At 74.6% G+C, this 20,599-nt stretch carries 18 protein-coding genes; 9 read left to right on the forward strand and 9 right to left on the reverse strand.

Annotation, left to right across the window (positions count from 1 at the left end; genetic code table 11):
* Window positions 1–67: 67 nt before the first annotated feature.
* Window positions 68–1,051, reverse strand: a complete 984-nt coding sequence (locus CPE01_RS05840; RefSeq protein WP_146805694.1) for an AraC family transcriptional regulator — start codon at window positions 1,049–1,051, stop codon at window positions 68–70.
* A 126-nt stretch (window positions 1,052–1,177) separates the two neighbouring features.
* On the opposite strand from CPE01_RS05840, the gene CPE01_RS05845 reads away from it, so the two are divergent.
* Window positions 1,178–2,017, forward strand: a complete 840-nt coding sequence (locus CPE01_RS05845; RefSeq protein ID WP_146805695.1) for a Rossmann-fold NAD(P)-binding domain-containing protein — start codon at window positions 1,178–1,180, stop codon at window positions 2,015–2,017.
* A 65-nt stretch (window positions 2,018–2,082) separates the two neighbouring features.
* Here CPE01_RS05845 and CPE01_RS05850 read toward each other — a convergent pair whose 3' ends face one another.
* A complete protein-coding gene (locus tag CPE01_RS05850) occupies window positions 2,083–2,586 on the reverse strand; it encodes a GNAT family N-acetyltransferase (protein WP_146805696.1) in 504 nt (167 codons plus the stop codon).
* A 97-nt stretch (window positions 2,587–2,683) separates the two neighbouring features.
* Here CPE01_RS05850 and CPE01_RS05855 point away from each other — a divergent pair, with 97 nt between their 5' ends.
* The 7 genes from CPE01_RS05855 (at window position 2,684) to CPE01_RS05885 (ending at window position 9,649) form a co-directional block, all read left to right on the forward strand.
* Window positions 2,684–3,451 (forward strand): LamB/YcsF family protein, encoded by a 768-nt coding sequence (locus CPE01_RS05855; protein ID WP_246783766.1) that lies wholly within the window; start codon window positions 2,684–2,686, stop codon window positions 3,449–3,451.
* 20 nt (window positions 3,452–3,471) lie between these two features.
* Window positions 3,472–4,272, forward strand: a complete 801-nt coding sequence (locus CPE01_RS05860) for a 5-oxoprolinase subunit B family protein (protein ID WP_246783767.1) — start codon at window positions 3,472–3,474, stop codon at window positions 4,270–4,272.
* Window positions 4,269–5,195, forward strand: a complete 927-nt coding sequence (locus CPE01_RS05865) for a 5-oxoprolinase subunit C family protein (RefSeq protein ID WP_146805698.1) — start codon at window positions 4,269–4,271, stop codon at window positions 5,193–5,195. Before CPE01_RS05860 ends, CPE01_RS05865 begins: the two co-directional genes overlap by 4 nt.
* Window positions 5,196–5,458: 263 nt before the next feature.
* Complete coding sequence (locus CPE01_RS05870) at window positions 5,459–7,306, forward strand: ribonucleoside triphosphate reductase (protein ID WP_146805699.1); 1,848 nt, start codon at window positions 5,459–5,461, stop codon at window positions 7,304–7,306.
* Window positions 7,307–7,317: 11 nt separating this feature from the next.
* Entirely contained in the window at window positions 7,318–8,145 is an 828-nt protein-coding gene (locus tag CPE01_RS05875) for an anaerobic ribonucleoside-triphosphate reductase activating protein (RefSeq protein ID WP_371861984.1), read from the forward strand.
* Between the two features lie 176 nt (window positions 8,146–8,321).
* Complete coding sequence (locus tag CPE01_RS05880; RefSeq protein ID WP_186811422.1) at window positions 8,322–8,888, forward strand: RNA polymerase sigma factor; 567 nt, start codon at window positions 8,322–8,324, stop codon at window positions 8,886–8,888.
* Window positions 8,888–9,649 (forward strand): hypothetical protein, encoded by a 762-nt coding sequence (locus CPE01_RS05885; RefSeq protein ID WP_146805702.1) that lies wholly within the window; start codon window positions 8,888–8,890, stop codon window positions 9,647–9,649. The genes CPE01_RS05880 and CPE01_RS05885 overlap by 1 nt, the downstream gene beginning before the upstream one ends.
* A gap of 70 nt (window positions 9,650–9,719) precedes the next feature.
* Here the strand turns inward: CPE01_RS05885 and CPE01_RS05890 are convergent, their stop codons facing one another.
* The 7 genes from CPE01_RS05890 to CPE01_RS05920 all read right to left on the reverse strand — a co-directional run bounded on the left by CPE01_RS05890 (window position 9,720) and on the right by CPE01_RS05920 (window position 17,913).
* Window positions 9,720–11,657, reverse strand: coding sequence for a carbohydrate-binding domain-containing protein (locus CPE01_RS05890; RefSeq protein ID WP_146805703.1), 1,938 nt, complete (start codon window positions 11,655–11,657; stop codon window positions 9,720–9,722).
* A 56-nt stretch (window positions 11,658–11,713) separates the two neighbouring features.
* Complete coding sequence (locus CPE01_RS05895) at window positions 11,714–12,508, reverse strand: polyphosphate polymerase domain-containing protein (RefSeq protein WP_146805704.1); 795 nt, start codon at window positions 12,506–12,508, stop codon at window positions 11,714–11,716.
* Complete coding sequence (locus CPE01_RS05900; protein WP_246783768.1) at window positions 12,505–13,179, reverse strand: DUF4956 domain-containing protein; 675 nt, start codon at window positions 13,177–13,179, stop codon at window positions 12,505–12,507. Before CPE01_RS05900 ends, CPE01_RS05895 begins: the two co-directional genes overlap by 4 nt.
* A 295-nt stretch (window positions 13,180–13,474) precedes the next feature.
* Window positions 13,475–15,181, reverse strand: a complete 1,707-nt coding sequence (locus tag CPE01_RS05905; protein ID WP_146805705.1) for a hypothetical protein — start codon at window positions 15,179–15,181, stop codon at window positions 13,475–13,477.
* Window positions 15,178–15,711: a sigma-70 family RNA polymerase sigma factor gene (locus tag CPE01_RS05910; RefSeq protein WP_146805706.1), complete on the reverse strand. Its 534-nt coding sequence runs from the start codon at window positions 15,709–15,711 to the stop codon at window positions 15,178–15,180. The genes CPE01_RS05905 and CPE01_RS05910 overlap by 4 nt, the downstream gene beginning before the upstream one ends.
* A gap of 244 nt (window positions 15,712–15,955) precedes the next feature.
* Window positions 15,956–17,245, reverse strand: a complete 1,290-nt coding sequence (locus tag CPE01_RS05915; RefSeq protein WP_146805707.1) for a hypothetical protein — start codon at window positions 17,243–17,245, stop codon at window positions 15,956–15,958.
* Complete coding sequence (locus CPE01_RS05920) at window positions 17,242–17,913, reverse strand: RNA polymerase sigma factor (protein WP_222592873.1); 672 nt, start codon at window positions 17,911–17,913, stop codon at window positions 17,242–17,244. Before CPE01_RS05920 ends, CPE01_RS05915 begins: the two co-directional genes overlap by 4 nt.
* A gap of 245 nt (window positions 17,914–18,158) precedes the next feature.
* Between CPE01_RS05920 and CPE01_RS05925 the strand changes: the two genes are divergently transcribed.
* Window positions 18,159–20,468: a sodium-translocating pyrophosphatase gene (locus tag CPE01_RS05925; protein ID WP_146805709.1), complete on the forward strand. Its 2,310-nt coding sequence runs from the start codon at window positions 18,159–18,161 to the stop codon at window positions 20,466–20,468.
* Window positions 20,469–20,599 lie beyond the last annotated feature (131 nt).

Consider the following 20,599-nt stretch of genomic DNA (forward strand, 5'->3'; position numbering starts at 1 on the left):
CCGACCCTCACCGGGTCGGCGGTCCAGGGACCCGGGGAGCCTCACCCGGCGACCGGGATCGGGAACATCACAGGGCGACAGGGTCGAGCTGGGTCGTGCCGCAGTCGCCGGCGAGGACGCGGCGCCGGTGCTCGCTCGGGCTGACGCCGCGCACGCGCGTGAACGCCGCGCTCAGCGCGTACGGCGAGCCGTAGCCGACGGCGCGTGCGACCGACGCGAGCGTCGCGTCCGGGTCGAGCAGCAGGTCCGCCGCGAGGTCGAGCCGCCAACCGGTCAGGTACGTCACGGGCGGCTCGCCGACGAGCGCGGTGAACCGCCGAGCGAACGCCGCGCGCGACAACCCGGCCTCACGGGCCAGGCCCTCGAGCGTCCACGGGTGCGCGGGGTCGTCGTGGACACGCCGCAGCACGGCCCCCACCACCGGGTCGCCGCCCGCGCGGTACCAGCCGGGCGCCCCCGGGTGCGCGAGCCGGCTGCGCAGGCAGGACAGGAGGATGAGGTCGAGCAGACGATCGCCCGCGGCGTCCTGGCCCGGCAGGTCCTGGGTGATCTCCCGGGCGAGCAGGTCGACGAGCACGGGGTCGACCTCGCCGCGGCGCACCACCGAGCGGGCGGGCAGCGTGCGCAGCACCCGGCGGCCCACGGCGCTGTCCGTCAGGTACGTCCCCGTGAGCAGGACCGTCTCGCCGTCGAGGTCGTTGCCCCACGTGCGTGCTCCGAGCTCGCGCATCCGCGACGGGACGCCCTCGACCGGGCGACACACGTCCGGCTCGGGGCCGATGACGATCTGCGGTGCCGTGGTCGGGGAGTCCGCGACGACGTACACGCCTCCGCCCCGCAGCACGGCCACGTCGCCGGGGCCCAGGTGCTCGCCGGGGTCGTCGGCCGTGGGTGCCGGCGGGCCGATCCACGCGGACCCGCGCAGCACCGGGACGAGCGTGAGCGGCGACTCGTCCTGGAGCCGGAGCGACCAGGGAGCGCGTAGATGCACCCGCAGGAGGAACGCGCCGCGCGCTCGCGGCCCGTCGAGCAGCCCACCGACGACGTCCATGGCCGGACCCTAGCGGTGAGACGGTCGCGTATGAAGATGCGTCTCTCGACCATGGAACGTCTCGCCGCCGCCCGGTTTGCTCGGAGTTGTGGCCACAGGGGCCACAGGACCGCGAGGAGAGTCACCATGACCCAGAACCGACCGGGGGCCCGCCCCGTCGCCGTGCTCGGCGGGACCGGCAAGACCGGCCGTCGCATCGTCGAGCGGCTGCAGGCCCGCGACCTGCCTGTGCGCGCCGCGGCGCGCGGGGGACCGCACCGCTTCGACTGGGCCGAGCCGACGACGTGGGCCCCGGTCCTCGACGGCGCGGGCGCGGTGTACGTGGCGTACGCGCCGGACCTCGCGATGCCCGGCGCGCCCGAGACGGTCGCCCGGCTCGCGGAACTGGCGCACGAGCTCGGCGTCGAGCGGCTCGTGCTGCTGTCCGGCCGTGGCGAGACCGAGGCGGAGCGGGCCGAGCGGCTCGTGCTCGAGGCCCACCCGGCGCGCACGGTGGTGCGCGCGGCGTTCTTCGCGCAGAACTTCACCGAGAACTTCCTCGCGCAGGGCATCGCGGACGGCGTCGTCGTGCTCCCCGACGGGACGGCGCCCGAGCCGTTCGTCGACCTCGAGGACGTCGCCGACGTCGCCGCGGTCGCGCTCACCTCCGACGCGCACGCCGGTCAGGTGCTCGAGCTCACCGGCCCGCGCGCGTTGACGTTCGCCGAGGCGGTGGGCGAGATCGCCGCCGTGACCGGGCAGCCGGTGCGGTTTCAGGGCGTCCCCGTCGAGGAGTACACCGCGGGCCTGACGGCCGCCGGCCTGCCGCGGGACCTCGTCGACCTGCTCGGCTACCTGTTCACCGAGATCCTCGACGGACGCGGTTCGCGGCCCACGGACGGGGTGCGAGACGTGCTCGGGCGCGACGCGCGCGACTTCCGCGAGTTCGTCGCACGGGACATGGTCCCCGCCGCGGTGACCGGCTGAACCGTCCGCTGGACCTGCTTGCCGACCCGCCCGTCGCCGGCCCCCACGGGCCCGACGGCGGGCGGTCAGCGGCGCAGGTCGCGCGTGCGCCACACCGTCGCGAGTGCCGGGTCCTCGGTCGGGTGCGGGTCGACGCGCAGCACCTCGAAGCCCTCGCGCTCGTAGAACGTCGCCGCGCGCGTGTTCGCGGCGACGTGCTCGACGAGCAGGCGCGGCGTCCCGGCGGGCAGGCGCGCCACGAGGGCGTCGAGCAGGCGCGGTCCGAGCCCGGTGCCGCGCGCCTCCGGGGCGACGTAGAGCTTGTAGACGACGTGCTCGTCCCCGGCGCGACCGCGCTGCGCGACACCGACGATGCTCGTGGACGCCTCCGCGACGACGACGGTGCCCGCCTCGACCGCCGAGGTCACGTACTCGCGGTTCCACCAGCGCCGCACCTGCGCGTCGGCGGCTTCGTCGCCGATGAGGGGCGCGTAGTGCGCGCGCACGTGCGCCTCGCCGAACGCGCAGATCCCGGCGACGTCTGGCGCGACGGCGTCCCGGATCTGCGCGGTGCTGCTCTCGTGCGGCATGGTGCTCCCTCCGGTGTGCCCGGCGACCGTGCCCGGCGACCGTGCCCGGCGACCGTGCGGTGGGCCGGGGCGAGGGTCCCGGTGGCAGGGTGGTGCCGTGGACCTGAACTGCGACCTGGGCGAAGGCTACGACGCGTGGGAGCCGGGCGTCGTGGGCATCGACGAGGCGCTGCTCGGGGTGGTGACGAGCGCGAACCTGGCGTGCGGTGGCCACGCGGGCGACGAGCGGACGATGGCTGCGGTCGCCCGGGTCGCCGCCGACCGGCGCGTGGCGCTCGGGGCGCACGTGTCGTACGTGGACCGTGAGCACTTCGGCCGCCGGTTCCTCGACGTCCCGCCCGACGAGCTGCGCGCGCAGGTCGCCGCGCAGCTCGCGCTCGTCGTCGCCGCGGCGGTCGCCCACGGTACGCGGGTGTCGTACGTGAAGCCGCACGGCGCGCTCTACAACGCGCTGGTGCACCACGAGCAGCACGCGGCGGCGGTGCTCGACGCGACGGGGGACCTGCCCGTGGTGGGGCTGCCGGGGTCGGCGGTGCTCGACGCGGCGCGGCGGCGTGGCGTGCGGGGTGTCGCCGAGGCGTTCGCCGACCGCGGCTACCTCGCCGACGGCACGCTCGTGCCGCGCGGGCAGGACGGCGCGCTGGTCACGGACCCCGCCGAGGTCGCCGCTCGGGTGGTGCGCGTCGCCACGCACGGCGTGGTGCGCGCGGTCGACGGCAGCGACGTCCGGCTCGACGTCGAGACGATGTGCGTCCACTCGGACACCCCGGGCGCGGTGCTGCTCGCGCGGGACGTGCGCGCCGCGCTCGAGCGGGCCGGCGTGCCGCTCGCGCCGTTCGCGTCCGGTGTCGTCGCAGACGCGTGACGGGACACGGGACGGCACGCGTGACGCCACATCACGACGACGAGCGCTCGGCACCCGCCGTGGAGCGCGCGGGCCGTGAGCCGGCACGGGTGGGGGTCCGGGTCGTGCGGTTCGGCGACGCGGCGCTGCTCGTCGAGCTCGATGACCTCGCGGCGGTGCGCCGTGTCGACGACGCGCTGCGCGCCGCCCGGGCGGCGGCCCGTCGGGCCGAGCACGAGGGCGCGCCGCCGACCCGGCGGGCGCAGGACGACGAGCGCGTGACGCGCGATGCCGCCGCCGACGGACGTGTGCTCTGGTCGGTGGTCGAGGACCAGGTGCCGGCCGCCGAGACGGTGCTGCTGCGGGTGCGGCCCGGGACGGACCTGCGCGCGCTGGCCCGCCGGGTCCGGGAGGTGGCGCAGCGCGCGTCGGGCGCGGCCGACGAGCCCGCGGTCGAACGCCCGCTCGTCGTGCTGCCCGTGACCTACGACGGACCGGACCTCCGCGAGGTCGCGGCCCTCACCGGGCTGAGCGTCGAGGAGGTGGTCGCGCGCCACGTGGGTGCCACCTACACGGTGGCGTTCGGCGGCTTCATGCCGGGCTTCGCGTACCTCGTCGGGCTCGACCCGGCGCTCGTCGTCCCCCGCCTGGCGACCCCGCGGCCGCGCGTTCCCGCGGGGTCGGTCGCCGTCGCGGACCGCTTCACAGCGGTGTACCCGGCCTCGACGCCGGGCGGCTGGCGGCTGCTCGGGACGTGCCCGACCCGGCTGTTCGACGTGTCGCGCGACGAGCCGGCGCTGCTGACGCCCGGCACGAGGGTGCGGTTCGAGGTGGCGCGATGACGGGGTCTTCGCGCGCGGTCGAGGTGCTCGACCCGGGGCTGACCACGCTCGTCCAGGACGCCGGACGGCCCGGATGGGCGCACGTGGGTGTCGGGCGCTCGGGGGCGGCGGACGTCGGGGCGTGGCGTGCCGCGAACCGGGCGGTGGGGAACGACGAGGACGCCGCCGCGCTCGAGGTGCTGATGGGCGGGCTGCGGCTGCGGGCGCTCGCCGAGGTGGAGGTCGCCGTCGCGGGTGCGCGCGTCGCCGTCACGGTCGACGGCGCCGAGCCGAGCCCCGGGGCAGCGCGCCAGACGGGCGCCGCGACGACCCTGCGCCTGAGTGTCGGGAACGTGCTCGTGCTCGGCCGGCCCGAGCGCGGCCTGCGGACGTACGTCGCCGTGCGCGGCGGGATCGACGTGCCGCCCGTGCTCGGGTCGCGTGCCGGTGACCGGCTCGGCGGGATCGGTCCGGCCCCGCTCGCGGCGGGCGACGTGCTCCTGGTCGGCGACGCCCACGCGCCTCGCGGCGACCGGCTCCCCGACGGCTCACCGCCGGACGACCCGGCACTCGACGACGCGGTGCTGCGCGTCGAACCCGGTCCGCACGCGCACTGGTTCGAGCCGCGGTGGCCCGGCGTGCTGTGCGCGCCCGAGGGGTTCGTCGTCGCACCCTCGTCGGACCGGGTCGCGGTACGCCTGGAGGGACCCCCGATCCTGCGGACGCCCCGGGCGCAGGGACGCGAGCTCGCCCCGATCGGGCTGGTGCCGGGCGCGGTGCAGGTCCCGCCCGACGGCCGCCCGGTGGTGTTCGGCGTGGACCACCCGGTGACGGGTGGCTACCCGGTGCTCGCGGTCGTGCGGTCGTCGGACCTGGACCTGCTCGCACAGGTCCGCCCGGGCGACGTGGTGCGCCTCGCACTCGCGCTCCCGCGGGTGCGCTGACCCCGCGGCGCGGCCGTCGCGATGGGGCCCGGTAGCGACACGCCGTGGCGTCCGGGTGAACCTCGTGGAGCGACACGCCGTGTCTTCGCGACGAGTGCGCGCGCGCCACCTGCGTGCGCCCGTCCCGGCGGGACCTTGGTCCCGAGCCGGGTCCACCGACGGGCATAGAAATTCCCACATCTTGTGAGCGTCCGCGACGCCGACCACTACATGTGGGGGTCGCGGTGAGACCCTGGATCCGACGTCGAAGGAGCGCACCCGCCATGTCCGAGCCCGCCGCGCAGGCCCCCACCACGAGCCCGACCGCGCCCGTCACCGTTGACGTCGCGTCGTCGATCGACGAGTACCTGGACCGCAGCGACTGGCGCGTCAACGCCAACGCGAACCAGGGCTACTCGCTGGGTGGCCTGATCCTCAACACGGCGGGCAAGGTCGTCGCGAACTACTGGCTCTCGCAGGTCTACCCGGCGGCGGTGGGCGAGGCGCACCGCCAGGGCGACATGCACATCCACGACCTCGACATGCTGTCCGGCTACTGCGCCGGCTGGAGCCTGCGCACGCTGCTGCAGGAGGGCCTCGGCGGGATCCCGGGCAAGGTCGACGCGCGTCCGGCCAAGCACTTCTCCGCGGCGATCGGCCAGATCGTCAACTTCCTCGGCACCATGCAGAACGAGTGGGCCGGTGCGCAGGCGTTCAGCAGCTTCGACACGTACATGGCGCCGTACGTGCGTACGGACGCCCTGACGTACGAGCAGGTCAAGCAGGGCATCCAGGAGCTCGTCTACAACCTCAACGTGCCGAGCCGGTGGGGCACGCAGACGCCGTTCACGAACCTCACGTTCGACTGGGTCTGCCCGGACGACCTCAAGGACCAGGTCCCGATGGTCGGCGACGAGCCGTGCGACTTCACGTACGGCGACCTGCAGCCGGAGATGGACATCATCAACCGCGCGTACATCGAGATCATGACCGAGGGCGACGCCACGGGCCGCGTCTTCACGTTCCCGATCCCGACGTACAACATCACGCAGGACTTCGACTGGCACAGCGCCAACGCGGACGCGCTGTTCGCGATGACCGCGAAGTACGGCCTGCCGTACTTCCAGAACTTCATCAACTCCGAGATGAAGCCCGGCGACGTCCGCTCGATGTGCTGCCGCCTGCAGCTGGACCTGCGCGAGCTGCTCAAGCGCGGCAACGGGCTGTTCGGCTCGGCCGAGCAGACCGGTTCGATCGGCGTCGTCACGGTCAACTGCGCGCGCCTGGGGTACGTGCACGCGGGCGACGAGCAGGCGCTGCTGGCCCGTCTCGACGAGCTGCTCGGGCTCGCGCGCACGAGCCTCGAGCTCAAGCGTGACGTGATCGGCAACCTCATCGAGCAGGGCCTGTTCCCGTACACGAAGCGCTACCTGGCCAACCTCGACAACCACTTCTCGACGATCGGCGTCAACGGCCTCAACGAGATGATCCGCAACTTCACCGGCGACGAGTACGACATCACCGACCCGCGCGGGCACCAGATGGCCGTGCGCCTGCTCGACCACGTGCGCGCGCGGATGGTCGAGTTCCAGGAGGAGACCGGCCACCTCTACAACCTCGAGGCGACGCCCGCGGAGGGGACCACGTACCGGTTCGCCAAGGAGGACCGCGCGCGCTTCCCCGAGATCCTGCAGGCCGGCACGGACGCCAACCCGTACTACACCAACTCGTCGCAGCTCCCCGTGGGCTTCACCGACGACCCGTTCGAGGCGCTCGAGCGGCAGGACGAGCTGCAGACGAAGTACACGGGCGGCACGGTCCTGCACCTGTACATGTCGGAGAAGCTGTCGACGCCCGACGCCGCGCGCGAGCTGGTCCGCCGTTCGCTGTCCCGCTTCCGCCTGCCGTACCTGACGGTCACGCCGACGTTCTCGATCTGCCCGAACCACGGCTACCTCGCGGGCGAGCACCAGGAGTGCCCCAAGTGCGCCGAGGTCGGCCGCATGCAGGAGTGCGAGGTCTGGACGCGCGTCATGGGCTACCACCGCCCCGTCTCGTCGTTCAACGTCGGCAAGAAGGGCGAGCACGCGGAGCGCACGCACTTCCGCGAGTCCGTGGCGGCGCTCGCGTGACAGTCGCGTCGGTGGGGCAGCGCCCCTCGTCGTCCGACGACGAGGGGGCGCTGCCCCCTGCACGCGGCACCACCGCCGCGCCCGGGGCAGCGGGCCGGGCGGCCCGTGGCCCCGGCGTCGGCGGCCCGCTCGTGCCGGGGGTGGGCCCAGCGGCCGCGCTCACGCTCGGCGGGCGCTCGGAGGCGTGCGCGGGCGATCTGGTGATCGCCGGGCTGACGCGCATGTCGTCGTGCGACTGGCCGGGCCGGCTCGTCGCGACCGTCTTCCTGCAGGGCTGCCCGTGGCGCTGCACGTACTGCCACAACCACGCGATCCTCGACCCGCGAGCGCCGGGTCAGGTCCCGTGGCGCGAGGTGCGCGAGCTCCTCACTCGTCGTGCCGGGCTCCTCGACGGGGTCGTGTTCTCCGGCGGCGAGCCGACGCGGCAGACCGCGCTCGTCGACGCGATGCGTGAGGTCCGTGACCGCGGGTTCGGCGTCGGTCTGCACACCGGCGGCGCGTACCCGCGCAAGCTCGAGGCGCTGCTGCCGCTCGTCGACTGGATCGGGTTCGACGTCAAGGCCCCGCGGCACCTGTACCGCGCGATCACGCGCGTCGGCGGCGAGACCACGGCCGCCGACCAGGCGTTCGCGAGCCTGCGCATGGTCCTCGACTCGGGCGTCGACGTGCAGGTCCGCACCACCGTGGACCCCACCGTGCTGTCCGACGACGACGTCCGCGCCCTCACCGCGACGCTCCACGACCTCGGCGTGGAGGACCACGTCCTCCAGGAGGTCCGCCCGGACGGCACCACCACGGAGTACCAGCAAGCCCTGGCCGCCACCCGCCGCCCCTCCTGACCCCCCCACCCGGTCCGACGAGACCCGCGCCGGTGGGGGTAAACACCTGGGTGGGTTGCGGCAGTCTCCTGGGTATGGGCACAGACGCGCCGACGAGCGCCGGGCGGGGCGACGCGCGTCGCGATGCAGCCGACGCCCGAGAGCTCGGCAGTCTCGTACGAGCGCGGCAGTCCGGGGTGCCGACCTCGCGCGCGAGTGCCGAGCTCGTCGGGGATGCGTCGGGTGAGCGGGGGACGCACGTCGGGGATGCGTCGGGTGAGCGGGGGACGCACGACGAGGTGGCGCAGTTCGTCGGTGAGCATCGGCGTGCGCTGCTGCGCGTGGCGCTCGGCATGTGCCGCGAGGCCGCCGCAGCCGAGGACCTGGTGCAGGACACCGCGGTGCGCCTGCTCGTGCACTGGGACAAGGTGCGCACCGCGCGGGTCCCGTTCGCCTACGCGCGCACCGTGCTCGTGCGGCTCTACCTCGACCAGGTGCGCGGCCGGGAGGCGGCAGTGGTCGCCTCGGGCGGTCGCGAGCCGGTCGCGCCCGACGAGTACGCGTACGTCGAGTCGGTCGACGCGGCCGTCTCGATGATCGCCGGCCTGCCGCCCCGCGCCCGCGCGGTCCTCACGCTCCGCTACATCGAGGACCTGGACGACCGCGAGATCGCCCGCGTCCTGGGCATGTCCCGCAGCACCGTGCGCGTGACCGCGCACCAGGCCTTGCGCCGCCTGTCCGTCGCCGACCCGAGGAGGTCGTGATGAGCGTCAAGATCACCGAGAAGGACTTCGCGGCGGCGTTCCGTGCGCAGGTCGACGCGGAGGCCGACGACCTTCTCGTGCGCGCCGCCGCCGGGACGAGCCCGCAGCACGTGCCGGCGGCGAACCCCGAGCCGGGGCGAGCGGACCCCGCACCGGCGCGAGCGCGCTCGGCCGACGAGGTCCCGCGGCGCCGGTCAGGGCGCCTGACGGTCGTCACAGCGCCAACGCCGGGGCCGGACGGGCTCGTCGGGCGCCGGCGGCACGGGCGGGCTGTCGCCCTGACAGCCGCCGTAGCCGTGACCGTCGTCGGCGGTGTGGCCGCACTGCTCGTCGGACCGCTCACCGACGACGGACCGGACCCGGGTGCGGCACCGGTCTCGGCCGTGAGCATCGTCCGGGACGCGGTCGCGGACGGGCCGGTCGTCGTGGGACGGCTCGGGGTGCTCGACGGGTGCCTGGCGATCTCGCCGGACACGCTCGTGGCCGTGAACCCGCCGATGTGGCAGTGGGACGCGCTGCGGGGTGCGCTGACGTGGATCGCCAGCTCGAGCAGCGAGCCGTTCCGGATCGGCGACGACCTGCGCGTCGCGGGCACACTCGTGCCTGCGAGCCAGCTCCGGGCCGACGGCGTCGAGCTCCCGACGTCGTGCGCAGACTTCGCGGGCGACGTGCTGCTCCTCGGCTCGCCCGTGCCGCGTACGGACGACGCACCCGCCCTCCCGCGCCTGGGGACCGGAGAGACGTCGTCGGCGCAGGGGTAGCGCCGCGCCCGGCGACGGACCGAAGCCGATCCCGGAGCGGCCTCGCCACGGGCGTGAGCGCGGTGGCCGGTCAAGCGTCGCTGGACGTGGCCTGCGGAGCGGGCTGGCGCCCGGGCGCTTGGCCGTCGCCGGGACGCTCACCGCTCGACATGCCGCCGCCAGGAGCTCCGGGGCCGGCCATGCCTGCCGCGACCTCGCCCGCGGTGCCCGTGCCGGCGGTCGTCGTCCCGGCCGTGCCGCCGCGGCTGAGGGGCCCGGCGACCGCGTCGCCTGCGGTCCCGCTCAGGACCGCGGTGTACGTCGCGCCGTCGACCACGTCGGGGGACGAGTACACGACCGACGAGAACGGCTTGACCGCGGTGAACGAGGCGAGGACGTCGCCGTCGGACGAGACGACCTGCACGACGTCCCCGGCCGCGCCCTGCTGCGACAGCGTGATCCCGACGAACGACTGCGTGCCGCCCGACGGCGTCTGCGCCATGCCCGAGGACCCGACGGCGATGAGCTCGCCGCCCGTGATCTCGAACGTCCCGGCGTAGTCGAGCGAGCCGTTGCCGTCGTTCGTCGGGCCGGACACGACGACCGTCCCGCCGGTCATGGTCAGGTTCCCGTTGGAGTCCAGGCCGTCGCCCTGGGCGTCGACGACGAGCGTGCCGCCCGCGATGATGACGGACACGTTCTCGTCGGCCGCCTCCATGCCGCCCCCGCCGCCGCCGAAGCCGCCGCCCTGCTGGGCCTGGTCGCCGGTCGCGGTCTCGTCGGCGGAGCCGTCGGCGGTCGAGCCGTTGAGCCCGTCGTCGCTGGTGACGAGCGTGATGGTGCCGTCCAGGATCGTGATCTCCTGGGCCTCGAGCCCCTCGACGGCCTGCGTCACGTCGAGCGTCCCGCCCGCGACCTGCAGCGCGTACTCGCCGTGCACGGCGTCGTCACCAGATGCGAGCGTCAGCGCCCCGCCCGTGATCGAGACGACCGCGTCGGAGTGGATCGCGTCGTCGGCCGCATCGACCGCCAGCGTGCCTCCGCCGACGACGACCGCGGCGTCGCCGACGAGGCCCTGGGGGGAGGCGTCGTCGGCCACGGTCGCGTCCGCGCCGCCGCCCGTGGTGACGTCCAGGGTGCCGCCTGCGACGAGCACGTCGGTCGCCGCGGTCAGGCCGTCGTCGCCCGCGGTGAGGTCGATCGTGCCGTCGTTCACCAGCACGTACCCGAGTGTCGCGTCCTCGTCGTCGTCGGACTTCAGCGCGTCGCCGCCCGCCGTGACGGTGAGCGTGCCGCCCTCGACGACGAGGTAGTCCTTGCCGCGGATCCCGTCGTCGACCGCGTCGACCGTGAGCGTGCCGGACGCGACGACCAGGCCGTCCTTCCCGACGATCCCGTCGTTGCCGTTCCCCGTGACGTCCAGCGAGCCGTCGCCGGTGATCGTCAGGTCGCCCGCGCTGAACAGCGCGCCGCTCGCCTCGTCGTCGTCCGCGTAGGCGGAGGTGTCGGTCAGGCCGTTGTCGCTGCCGTCGGCGAGCACGACGTGCACGTCGTCGGCCTCGAGCACCTGCAGCGGTGAGGTGGTCGAGCTCGTCAGGTCGACGCCGTCGAGGACGAGCGTCACGTCCTGGTCGGGGGCCGTGACGACGACCTGCCCGTCGGCCAGCGTCCCGGACAGCCGGTAGGTGCCGCCCGCGGAGATCGTCACGGTGTCACCGTCGACGCTCACGGCGTCCGACGAGGACGACGACGATCCGTCGGCGAGCGTCACGTCGACCGCCGTGGACTCGTCGTAGGACGCGTCGACCTCGTGCGGTGCGGTGTTCTGGGCCATCGCGGACTCGACCGTCAGGTCCGCGTCGGTGGACGCCGGGATGGTCGTGCCGGTGCCGGTGCCGGTGTCGGCGGTGGTCGAGGTCGGGGACGTCGACGACGAGTCGTCCTGCGCCGTGCACCCGGCCAGGATCAGGGCGACGACGGTCGCGGGGACGGCCGCGCGGATCGCGGCTCGCTTCAGGGGTGTGCGCATGGGGTCCTCCTCGGACTCAGGCGTGGTCGTGGGCTCGGGCGGGTTCGGGGGCCGGCTCAGACGCCAGCGGTCAGGCGCTCGTACGGCTCGATGTGCCGGTCGAGCACGCGGCGCCAGGGGGTCAGCGGGAGCTCGGGGTGCAGCACGGCCATCCCCGTCCCGTACTTGGAGATGCGGACGGGCCGGTGGCCGTGGCGCCACAACAGCCGGTCGGTGACCGACGGCGACGCGCCGGTCTTGGTCTCGATCACGACCAGCGGGCCGAGCGGGCGTTCGTCGCCGGTCTCGACGTCGACCCACACCAGGTCGGTGTCGATCGTCGTGCGGGCGATCGCGCCGGGTCGGCCGCCGTCGACGAGCAACGTGGTGCGGCGGTAGCGGTTCGCGAGCGTGGGGCGCAGCGGGCCGTCGAGCGGCCGGGCCGGGCCGAGCGTGCTCGTCGTGAACCGCCGGGCGTCGTCGGTGAGCTCGTGCGCGGCGCCGTCGTGCGGCTGGCGGAGCTTGACGGTCGAGCCGCGTGCGCCGCGGGTCTTGACCTCGACGAAGCAGTCGCCCGAGTCCGCGTACGTGCGGGTGCGGACCTTGTACCGGCCTCGCCGACGGTGCGCCGCGCCCAGGTAGCTCGCGAGCGCGGGAGTGTCGAAGTACACCGACGCGTACTGCGACGTGCGGCGACCCTCGATCTCGAGCACCCGTGCGCCGTCGGTCAGGGGGAGCGTCGCCAGCGCGACCGCGGGGAGCACGTACTTGCGGTCGACGCGGGTCAGGAGCCCTGCGCCGGCCTCGTCGAGGTCCGCGAGCCCGACTGCGGTGAGCGTCGCGAGGCGCCGCTCGAGGTCCGCCGCGCTCACCGCAGCGGCTCCGGCTGCACGCTGCCGGCCCGCTCGTACCCCGCTTGGTACCCCGCCCCCTGAGGCTCGGCGTGCGGGTAGCCGGTGACGCCCGTCGCGCCCATGGGCTCGTCCGACGAGAACGGCAGCGTGCCCGCCGAGTAGCGCACGTCGACCGTCGTCGTGTCGTTGACCAGGTCGAGCCGCTGCACGGTCGCGGAGTGCACCCGCCCGCCGAGCAGCCGTTCGAGGTGGGCGACGAGCGCGGTCTCGTCGGCGATCGCGCGGTCCACCACGACGATCTGCTGTCGCAGCCGGTGCAGCAGGCGCGGGCTGTCCGCGAACGCGACGACCGCCACGATCGCCGCCATGAGCCCGACCCCGAGGCCGATCGACGTCGTGCCGAGCCCGCCGATCAACCCGAGCGCGAGCGCCGCGAAGTAGTAGGCGACCTCGTGCTGCGCGAGCTCGGTGGACCGCAGCCGGATGATCGACAGCACGCCGAACAGCCCGAGCCCGAGCCCCGCAGCGATCGTGCTCTGCGCGAGCGCCGCCGACACCGCGAGCACCCCGACGTTCACCGCGAGGAACGCCACGACGAGGTCGCGGCGCCGGTGCCGGGGCAGGTAGACGGCGAACGTGAGGACGAGGATCGCGACGAGATCGGCCGCGTAGAGGGCGTAGGGCGACACGTGGTGCTCCAGAGGTCGGGGCTGGGAACGACCTCGATTCAGCCAGCCTGACCTGGGCGAACACTGGGCGCCGGCTGGACCCCGGGTCCGAGTTCGTTGACCCTGCGTTCACGCCGACGCGGCTCAGCGGGTGAGCGTGAGGTGGGAGCTCGACATGAGCGGGCACCGGCGAGGGCGGCACTCCGGCGCGAGATCGGCAGTCCGGAGTGCCGACCTCGCGCAGGACTGCCGACCTCGCCGCCGCCGACCGCGCAGGGCTGGTCGACGTGGGAGTGCGGGTTCGCCTTCGACGAGGTCAGGGCGTGGCGAGCTCCACCGGGACGGGGCCGGCGACGAGAGTGCTCGGGGTGCCGTCAACGGTCACGCCCAGGGCCGCCCAGGTGTCGTAGGTCCCGGTGCTCAGCGGCCCGTCGCACCCCTCAGGGTCGCTGTAGGTGGTGCTGAACGTCGTGGACTCGCCCGGCTGGAGCGTCGTCGTGGTCGCGTCGTACATCGCGGTCAGGCCCATGCCCACCACCTGCTCGCCGTCCGAGAGCCCGGCACTCAGATGATCGGGCAGGAGAGTGACCGGGACGTCCCCGCTGTTCGTCACCGTGACGGAGAGCGCGCCGTCGGCCGGCGCCGCGGTCGCCTCGACGGCCAGCGGCGACTCCTGCGTGATCGCGGCCCACTGCGCGAGCTCGTCGGCGGAGGTGCCGCACGTCATCTCGAGCAGCCCCGGCATCTGGTCGTCGACGACCGCGTCGCCGGTGACCTGCAGCGGCCACGGCCCGGCCGCGGCGGACCAGTCGTCGGCGTCGGTCTCCCGCGCGCCGTCGGGACCCAGCGGCGTGAACGTCGACAGCGCCCAGATCTCGTAGTCGCCCGGCTCGAGCGGCGTGGTGTCGTCGGTGCAGCTCAGCAGGAGCGTCCCGGCGTCGAGCGGCGTCGACGCACCCGGGTCGAGCGAGAGGTCGATGCCGATGGCCTCGATGGGGCCGGGGCCGCCGACGACGACACCCTCCCGCACCAGGACGACCTCGGGGTAGCCGGTCCGGGCGTCGATGTGCGCGGGGCCGTCGTTGGTGACCGCGAGCTGCAACGACAGGTTCTTGCCGGACGCAGCGGTGCGCGGCACCGACCTCGCGCTGAGCAGCAGCGGCGCCGGGTTGGTCTGCGGGTCGGCGAGGTCCCGCAGCTCGTCGTCGGTGGCGCCGCAGGTCGTCGGGCCGGCGAGCGGCGTGCTGCTCCCGGCGGGGACGACGACCTGGAGCGGCTCGCTGGTCGAACGGGCGTCGTACGAGTCGCCCGGCACGTCGGAGCCGCGGGCCGCGAGGCCAAAGCGGATCGTCGAGGTCGCCACCAGCTCGTACGTGCCCGCGTCGAGGACGGCGTCCTCGCCGGTCTCGCACGAGACGAAGGTGCCCGCCAGGTCGACGTCCAGGGGGAACGGCTGCGGCTGCATGTCGACGGCGACGCTCCGGGCCTCCTCGAGCGACATGTCGTACGAGCCGTCGAGCACGGCGACCACCGCACCGTCGCGCACCAGCACGACGGACGTCGCGATCGAGCCACCCAGCGGGGTGCCGACGTAGTCGGCGGCCTGCATGTCCGCGGACGTGCTCACGGCCATGGCCCACCGCCCCTGCCGTGCGGGCTGGAGCGTGCCGGGGACGACCCTGGTCTCGACGACCCATCCGCCGTCCCCACCGTCGGCACCGACGACCCCGTCGCCCGCACGGATCTGTGCCGGCGACACGCTGCACTGCGCGGGCGCGTCCGCGTCCGCGGCGAGCCGCAGTCCGCCGTCGCCGTCCGCGAGGCGCGGCACGGCGACCGCGACGCCCGCGACGACGAGCGCGAGCGCACCGGCCGCGGCGGCCGTGCGACCGGCCCGACGACGCCGTGCGCGCGTGCGCACCAGCTCGACGGGGACCTCGTAGGCGCGGGCCGCGGCAGAGTGCTCGGCGGCCGACAGCGCGTCGGACAGCGGGTTGCGGGGCTGGTCGTGGTGCTCGGTCATGGCCGGGTCCTCCCGGAGGTGAGTGGCACCGTCTCGTCGTCCGGGAGCGGACCGAGCAGCGCCTCGAGCTTGTGACCGGCGGTGGACAGGTACCTCTTGACGGTGCCGACGGCCAGGCCCATGCGGGCCGCGACCTCCGGCACGGTGAGGTCCTCGCACCAACGCAGGACGGCGGCGGCGCGCTCCTGCGGCGCGAGCGTCGCCAGGGCGGCGCGCACGTCGAGCACGGCTCCCACCGCGGGTGCGGGGTCGCGGGCGGGCTCGTCGTGCCGGCCCAGCAGGTGCCGGACGCCCGACCACCGCTGCCGCCGACGCGCGTCGTCCAGGAACGTCGACAGGATCGCGCGCCGCACGTACGCCTCGGCGGAGTCGGGCGTGAACCCGACCCGTCGCCGCGCGAACGTGCGCACGAGCGCCTCCTGCACGAGGTCCTCGGCCGCGTGCGCCTGACCCGTCAGCAGGTAGGCGTAGCCGAACAGCGCCCGCCCGCGTTCGCGGGCCAGCGTCGCCAGCACGTCGTCGTCGCCCACGTCCCCCTCGATCCGGTCACGAGGCCGGCGGTGCGCCGTCCTCACCAGCCCAGACGACGAACCCTCGCGAACCGTTGTAGTGCATGGCAAGGCTCACCCGGTCGACGTCGCCATCAGCGCGACGAGCCGAGCCGCTTCGTCGTTCCCGCACCGGTTCGTCGGGTCGCACCGACGAACCGGTGCCGGACCGACGAAGCCAGCCGCCGGGACGACGAACCGGCGCGACGCACCGGCACGGGGTGGGTCAGCCGGCGAGCGTGATCGGCAGGGGTGCGCTGCGGGTCAGCAGGACGCGCTCCTGGGAGGAGGCCGTGAACCGGGAGCCGTCGGGCTGGACCAGGGCCGGGTCGAGGACCAGGTACAGCACGGTCAGCTCGTAGTCGCCCGGAGGCAGCGGCTCGCCGTCGCACGTGGCCGACGCGTCGCCGGGCGACGCCAGGGTCACGTCCATCGGGACCGGCAGCCCCGTCGGCAGCACCACGTGCTCGAGGCCCGCGTCGCCGGGGCCGAGCTCGGAGCCTGCGACCACGACGCCGTCGCGCAGCAGCCAGTACGTCGCGTACGCGCGCGCGGTGCCGCTCAGGACGCCCGGGCCGGTGTAGGTCACGGTCACGGGCAGGTGCCAGCCGTCGGGCGACGGCGTGACGCCGTCTGCGGGCAGCGTCGCGTCGATCTCGACGGGCGAGCCCTCGGGCCACTGCGGTGCGCTCTGCCCGCACACGGTCTCCATCCACCCGAGCGCCGGCAGCGCGGGGTCGGCGGTCGAAGCCGGCAGGGGTGTCACCTCGTCGGCGGTCCCGACGATCTCGAGCGGCCCGACGAGCTCGGTGTGCGTCTCGCCGCGGGCCTCGCCGCCGACGCGCGTGGAGACGAACAGCTCGTACGTCCCGGCGGGCAGAGGGGCCCCGGCCGACGACCCCGCGCCGTCGTCGCACACCGCGGCGGGAGCCCAGGCGGCGACGAGGGTGGCGGTGCTCGCGTCGCCGAGCGCCGGGGCGTCGGCGGTCGCGACGACCACGCCGTCGCGCGCCAGCGCGAGCGTCAGACGGTCCAGCCGGGCGCCCTCGAGGTCGAGGTGCACCGACGTGAGCGTGCGCGCCGCGGACCCCGAGCGCACCTCGTCGTCGAGGAGGGAGGTGCTGACGGTCGCCGAGGGAGCGCTGAGGCGGTCCACGAGGTGCTGCGTGTCGTAGCCGCACAGGTCGCCGGGGGCGCGCGGGGTGCTCCGCGGCGCCGGCAGGACGACCGGTGCGGCGCTCGCGCCGTGCGTGCTCGCACCGTCCGTCGACGATCCGGCCGTGGCGGTCGGCGTGACCTGGCCGGGGACCACCTGGGGCTGGCGCAGGCCGACGGCGAGCGTCGAGCCGCCGACCCAGATCCCCACCGCCGCGACCGCGGCGACGCCGCTGAGCGCGAGCGTGCGGCGCCGACGACGCCCGCGCACGCGGGACAGGACGACGTCGAGGTCCTCGAGCGGGCGCTGGGCGCGCGGGTCGTCGCCGAGGTCGTGCAGGCGGTCGCGGAACTCGGTCATCGGGCACCTCCGTCGGGCCGCGTGGACGGGCTCGGTCGAGAGTCGGGTCGAGGGCCGGTCCGCGCCCTCGTCGGTGGACCGGGGGTCGGGTCGGCGGGGGGACCGCCGCCGAGGCCCGGCGTCGGCCCTGCCGCAGTCGTGCGGTGCGCGACGACCGGGGCCACCTCGTCGTCGGCGTCGAGCGGGCCGAGCTCGTCCTCGAGCTGGCGCAGCGCGTCGTGCAGGTAGCGCTTCGCGGTGCCGACGGCCACGCCCAGGCGCGCCGCGACCTCGGGGACGGTCAGGTCGTCGTAGTAGCGCAGCACCACGGCGGCGCGGTGCTGCCGGCCGAGGCCGTCGAGCGCGCGGCCCAGGTCGAGCCGGTCGTCGCTCTCGCCCGCGCCGGCGGCCTCGTCGGGCGTGGCGACGACGTGCCGCACGCGGTCGAACCGCGCCGACGAGCGCCGCTCGTCGAGGAACACCGTGAGCACCGCGCGCCGCACGTACGCCTCGGCGGAGTCGGGCGTGAAGCCGCGGCGCAGGCGCCCGAACACGCGCACGAGCGCGTCCTGCACCACGTCCTGCGCGGCGACGTGGTCGCCGCACAGCAGGTGGGCGTAGCCGACGAGCGCCGGACCTCGCCGGTGCACGAGATCGGCCAGCAGCCGGTCGGCGTCGTCGTTGCGCACCCGCGCTCCCTCGTCGTGCAAGTCGTCGTGCTCGTCGTCCTGACATCTTCTCGACGTCCGCCGACCTCGGAATCGTTGCAGCGCACAGCGGTGCTGTCCGGCCGGTCGTCACGCCAGGTCCGGACACCGGTTACCCGCCGGTCACGTCTGGGACCTTGGGCCTGGCTAGACTTCCCCGATCGCGCGGCAACGAGGCCGTGCGCGAGGACGTGCAGGGGGTGCGTCCGAGGGTCCGAGGAGGGTGCATGGTCGAGCTCGGTTCCACGAGCCTGACGATCGTCGGGGTCATCGCTGGTCTGGCGGTCGCCTCGCTCGTCGTCGCGGCGGTGCTGCGGCGTCAGGTGCTGGCGGCAGGCGATGGCACGACGTCGATGCAAGACATCGCCAAGGCGGTGCAGGAGGGCGCGTCCGCGTACCTCAACCGGCAGTTCCGCACGCTCGCGCTGTTCGCGGTCGTCGTCTGTGCGCTGCTGTTCCTGCTGCCGGGAGACGGCGGCGTGAAGCTCGGACGTTCGGTGTTCTTCCTGGTGGGCGCCGCCTTCTCGGCGGCGATCGGCTTCCTGGGCATGTGGCTCGCGACGCGCGCGAACCTGCGTGTGGCCGCGGCCGCGTCGCTGCCGGGTGGCCGCGCGGAGGGTGCGCGCATCGCGTTCCGCACGGGCGGGGTCGTGGGGATGTCCGTGGTGGGCCTCGGCCTGCTGGGCGCCGCGGTGGTCGTGCTGCTGTACCGCGGCGACGCGCCCGCGGTGCTCGAGGGCTTCGGCTTCGGCGCCGCGCTCCTCGCGATGTTCATGCGCGTCGGCGGCGGCATCTTCACCAAGGCCGCCGACGTCGGTGCGGACCTGGTCGGCAAGGTCGAGCAGGGCATCCCCGAGGACGACCCGCGCAACGCCGCGACCATCGCGGACAACGTGGGCGACAACGTCGGTGACTGCGCGGGCATGGCGGCCGACCTGTTCGAGTCGTACGCGGTGACGCTCGTCGCGGCGCTCATCCTGGGCAAGGCCGCGTTCGGCGAGCACGGCCTGGTGTTCCCGCTCATCGTCACGGCGGTCGGCGCGCTGGTCGCGGCCCTCGGCGTGGCGATCACGCGCGTGCGCGGCTCGGAGAGCGGCCTGACCGCGATCAACCGCGGTTTCTACATCTCGGCCGTCGTCGGCGTCGTGCTCGCCGGCATCGCCGCGTTCGTCTACCTGCCGGGCTCGTTCGCGGACTTCACGGGCGGCACGGCCGACCTCGCGGGTGAGGGCGGCGACCCGCGGCTCATCGCCACGGCGGCCGTCGCGATCGGCGTGCTGCTGGCGGGCGTCATCCTGTGGGTCACCGGCTACTTCACGGGCACGACGAGCAAGCCGACGCTCCACGTCGCGGAGACGACCCGCACGGGCCCGGCCACGGTCGTGCTCTCGGGCATCGGCGTCGGGTTCGAGTCCGCGGTCTACACCGCGGGCATCATCGCGGCGGCGATCTGCGGCGTGTTCCTCCTGGCCGGTGGCAACGTCGCGCTGTCGCTGTTCCTCATCGCGCTCGCGGGCTGCGGCCTGCTGACCACGGTCGGCGTGATCGTCGCGATGGACACGTTCGGGCCGGTCTCGGACAACGCGCAGGGCATCGCCGAGATGTCCGGCGACGTGACCGAGGAGGGCGCGCAGATCCTCACCGACCTCGACGCGGTCGGGAACACGACGAAGGCCGTCACGAAGGGCATCGCGATCGCGACGGCCGTGCTGGCGGCGACCGCGTTGTTCGGCTCGTACGCGGACGCGGTCGCGTCCAAGATCGCCGAGGTCGGCAACGCGCCCGTCGACGACCTGGTCGCCGCGATGATGAACTACGAGATCATCAGCCCCGTCACGCTCGTCGGCGTGATCCTGGGCGGCGCGACCGTGTTCCTGTTCTCGGGCCTGGCGATCGACGCCGTGACCCGCGCGGCCGGCGCGATCGTGCTCGAGGTGCGGCGCCAGTTCCGCGAGCACCCGGGGATCATGACGCACGAGGTGCGGCCCGAGTACGGCCGCGTCGTGGACATCTGCACGCGCGACTCGCTGCGCGAGCTCGCCACGCCGGGTCTGCTCGCGGCGTTCGCGCCGATCGCGGTCGGGTTCGGCCTCGGCATCGGCCCGCTCGCGGGCTTCCTCGCCGGAGCGATCGGCGCGGGCGTGCTCATGGCGGTGTTCCTCGCGAACTCCGGCGGCGCGTGGGACAACGCGAAGAAGATCGTCGAGGACGGCCACCACGGCGGGAAGAACTCGCCCGCGCACGCGGCGGCCGTCATCGGTGACACCGTCGGCGACCCGTTCAAGGACACCGCCGGCCCGGCGATCAACCCGCTCATCAAGGTGATGAACCTGGTCTCGGTGCTCATCGCGCCGGCCATCGTCGTCGTGTCGTTCGGCGCGGACGCCAACACGGCGCTGCGCCTGGCGATCGCGCTCGTGGCCGCGGCGATCGCGTTCGGCGCGGTCATCGCGAGCCGCCTGCGCGCGGCGAAGGTGGACCGCGAGGGTGCGCTCGCGCACGCACTCGAGCAGCCCGACCGGATCCCTGCCGTCTGACGCGGACGTCCTGGCACGAGAGCGCGGTCCCGACCACCGGGGCCGCGCTCTCGTCGTCCGGGCCTCGGTACCGCTGCCCGCGCACCCCGGCCGCCGGATCGGGGGTTGCGGGGCCGGGTCGTGCGCATGTT

This window comes from Cellulomonas persica (assembly GCF_007989825.1).
Taxonomy (GTDB): Bacteria; Actinomycetota; Actinomycetes; order Actinomycetales; family Cellulomonadaceae; genus Cellulomonas; species Cellulomonas persica.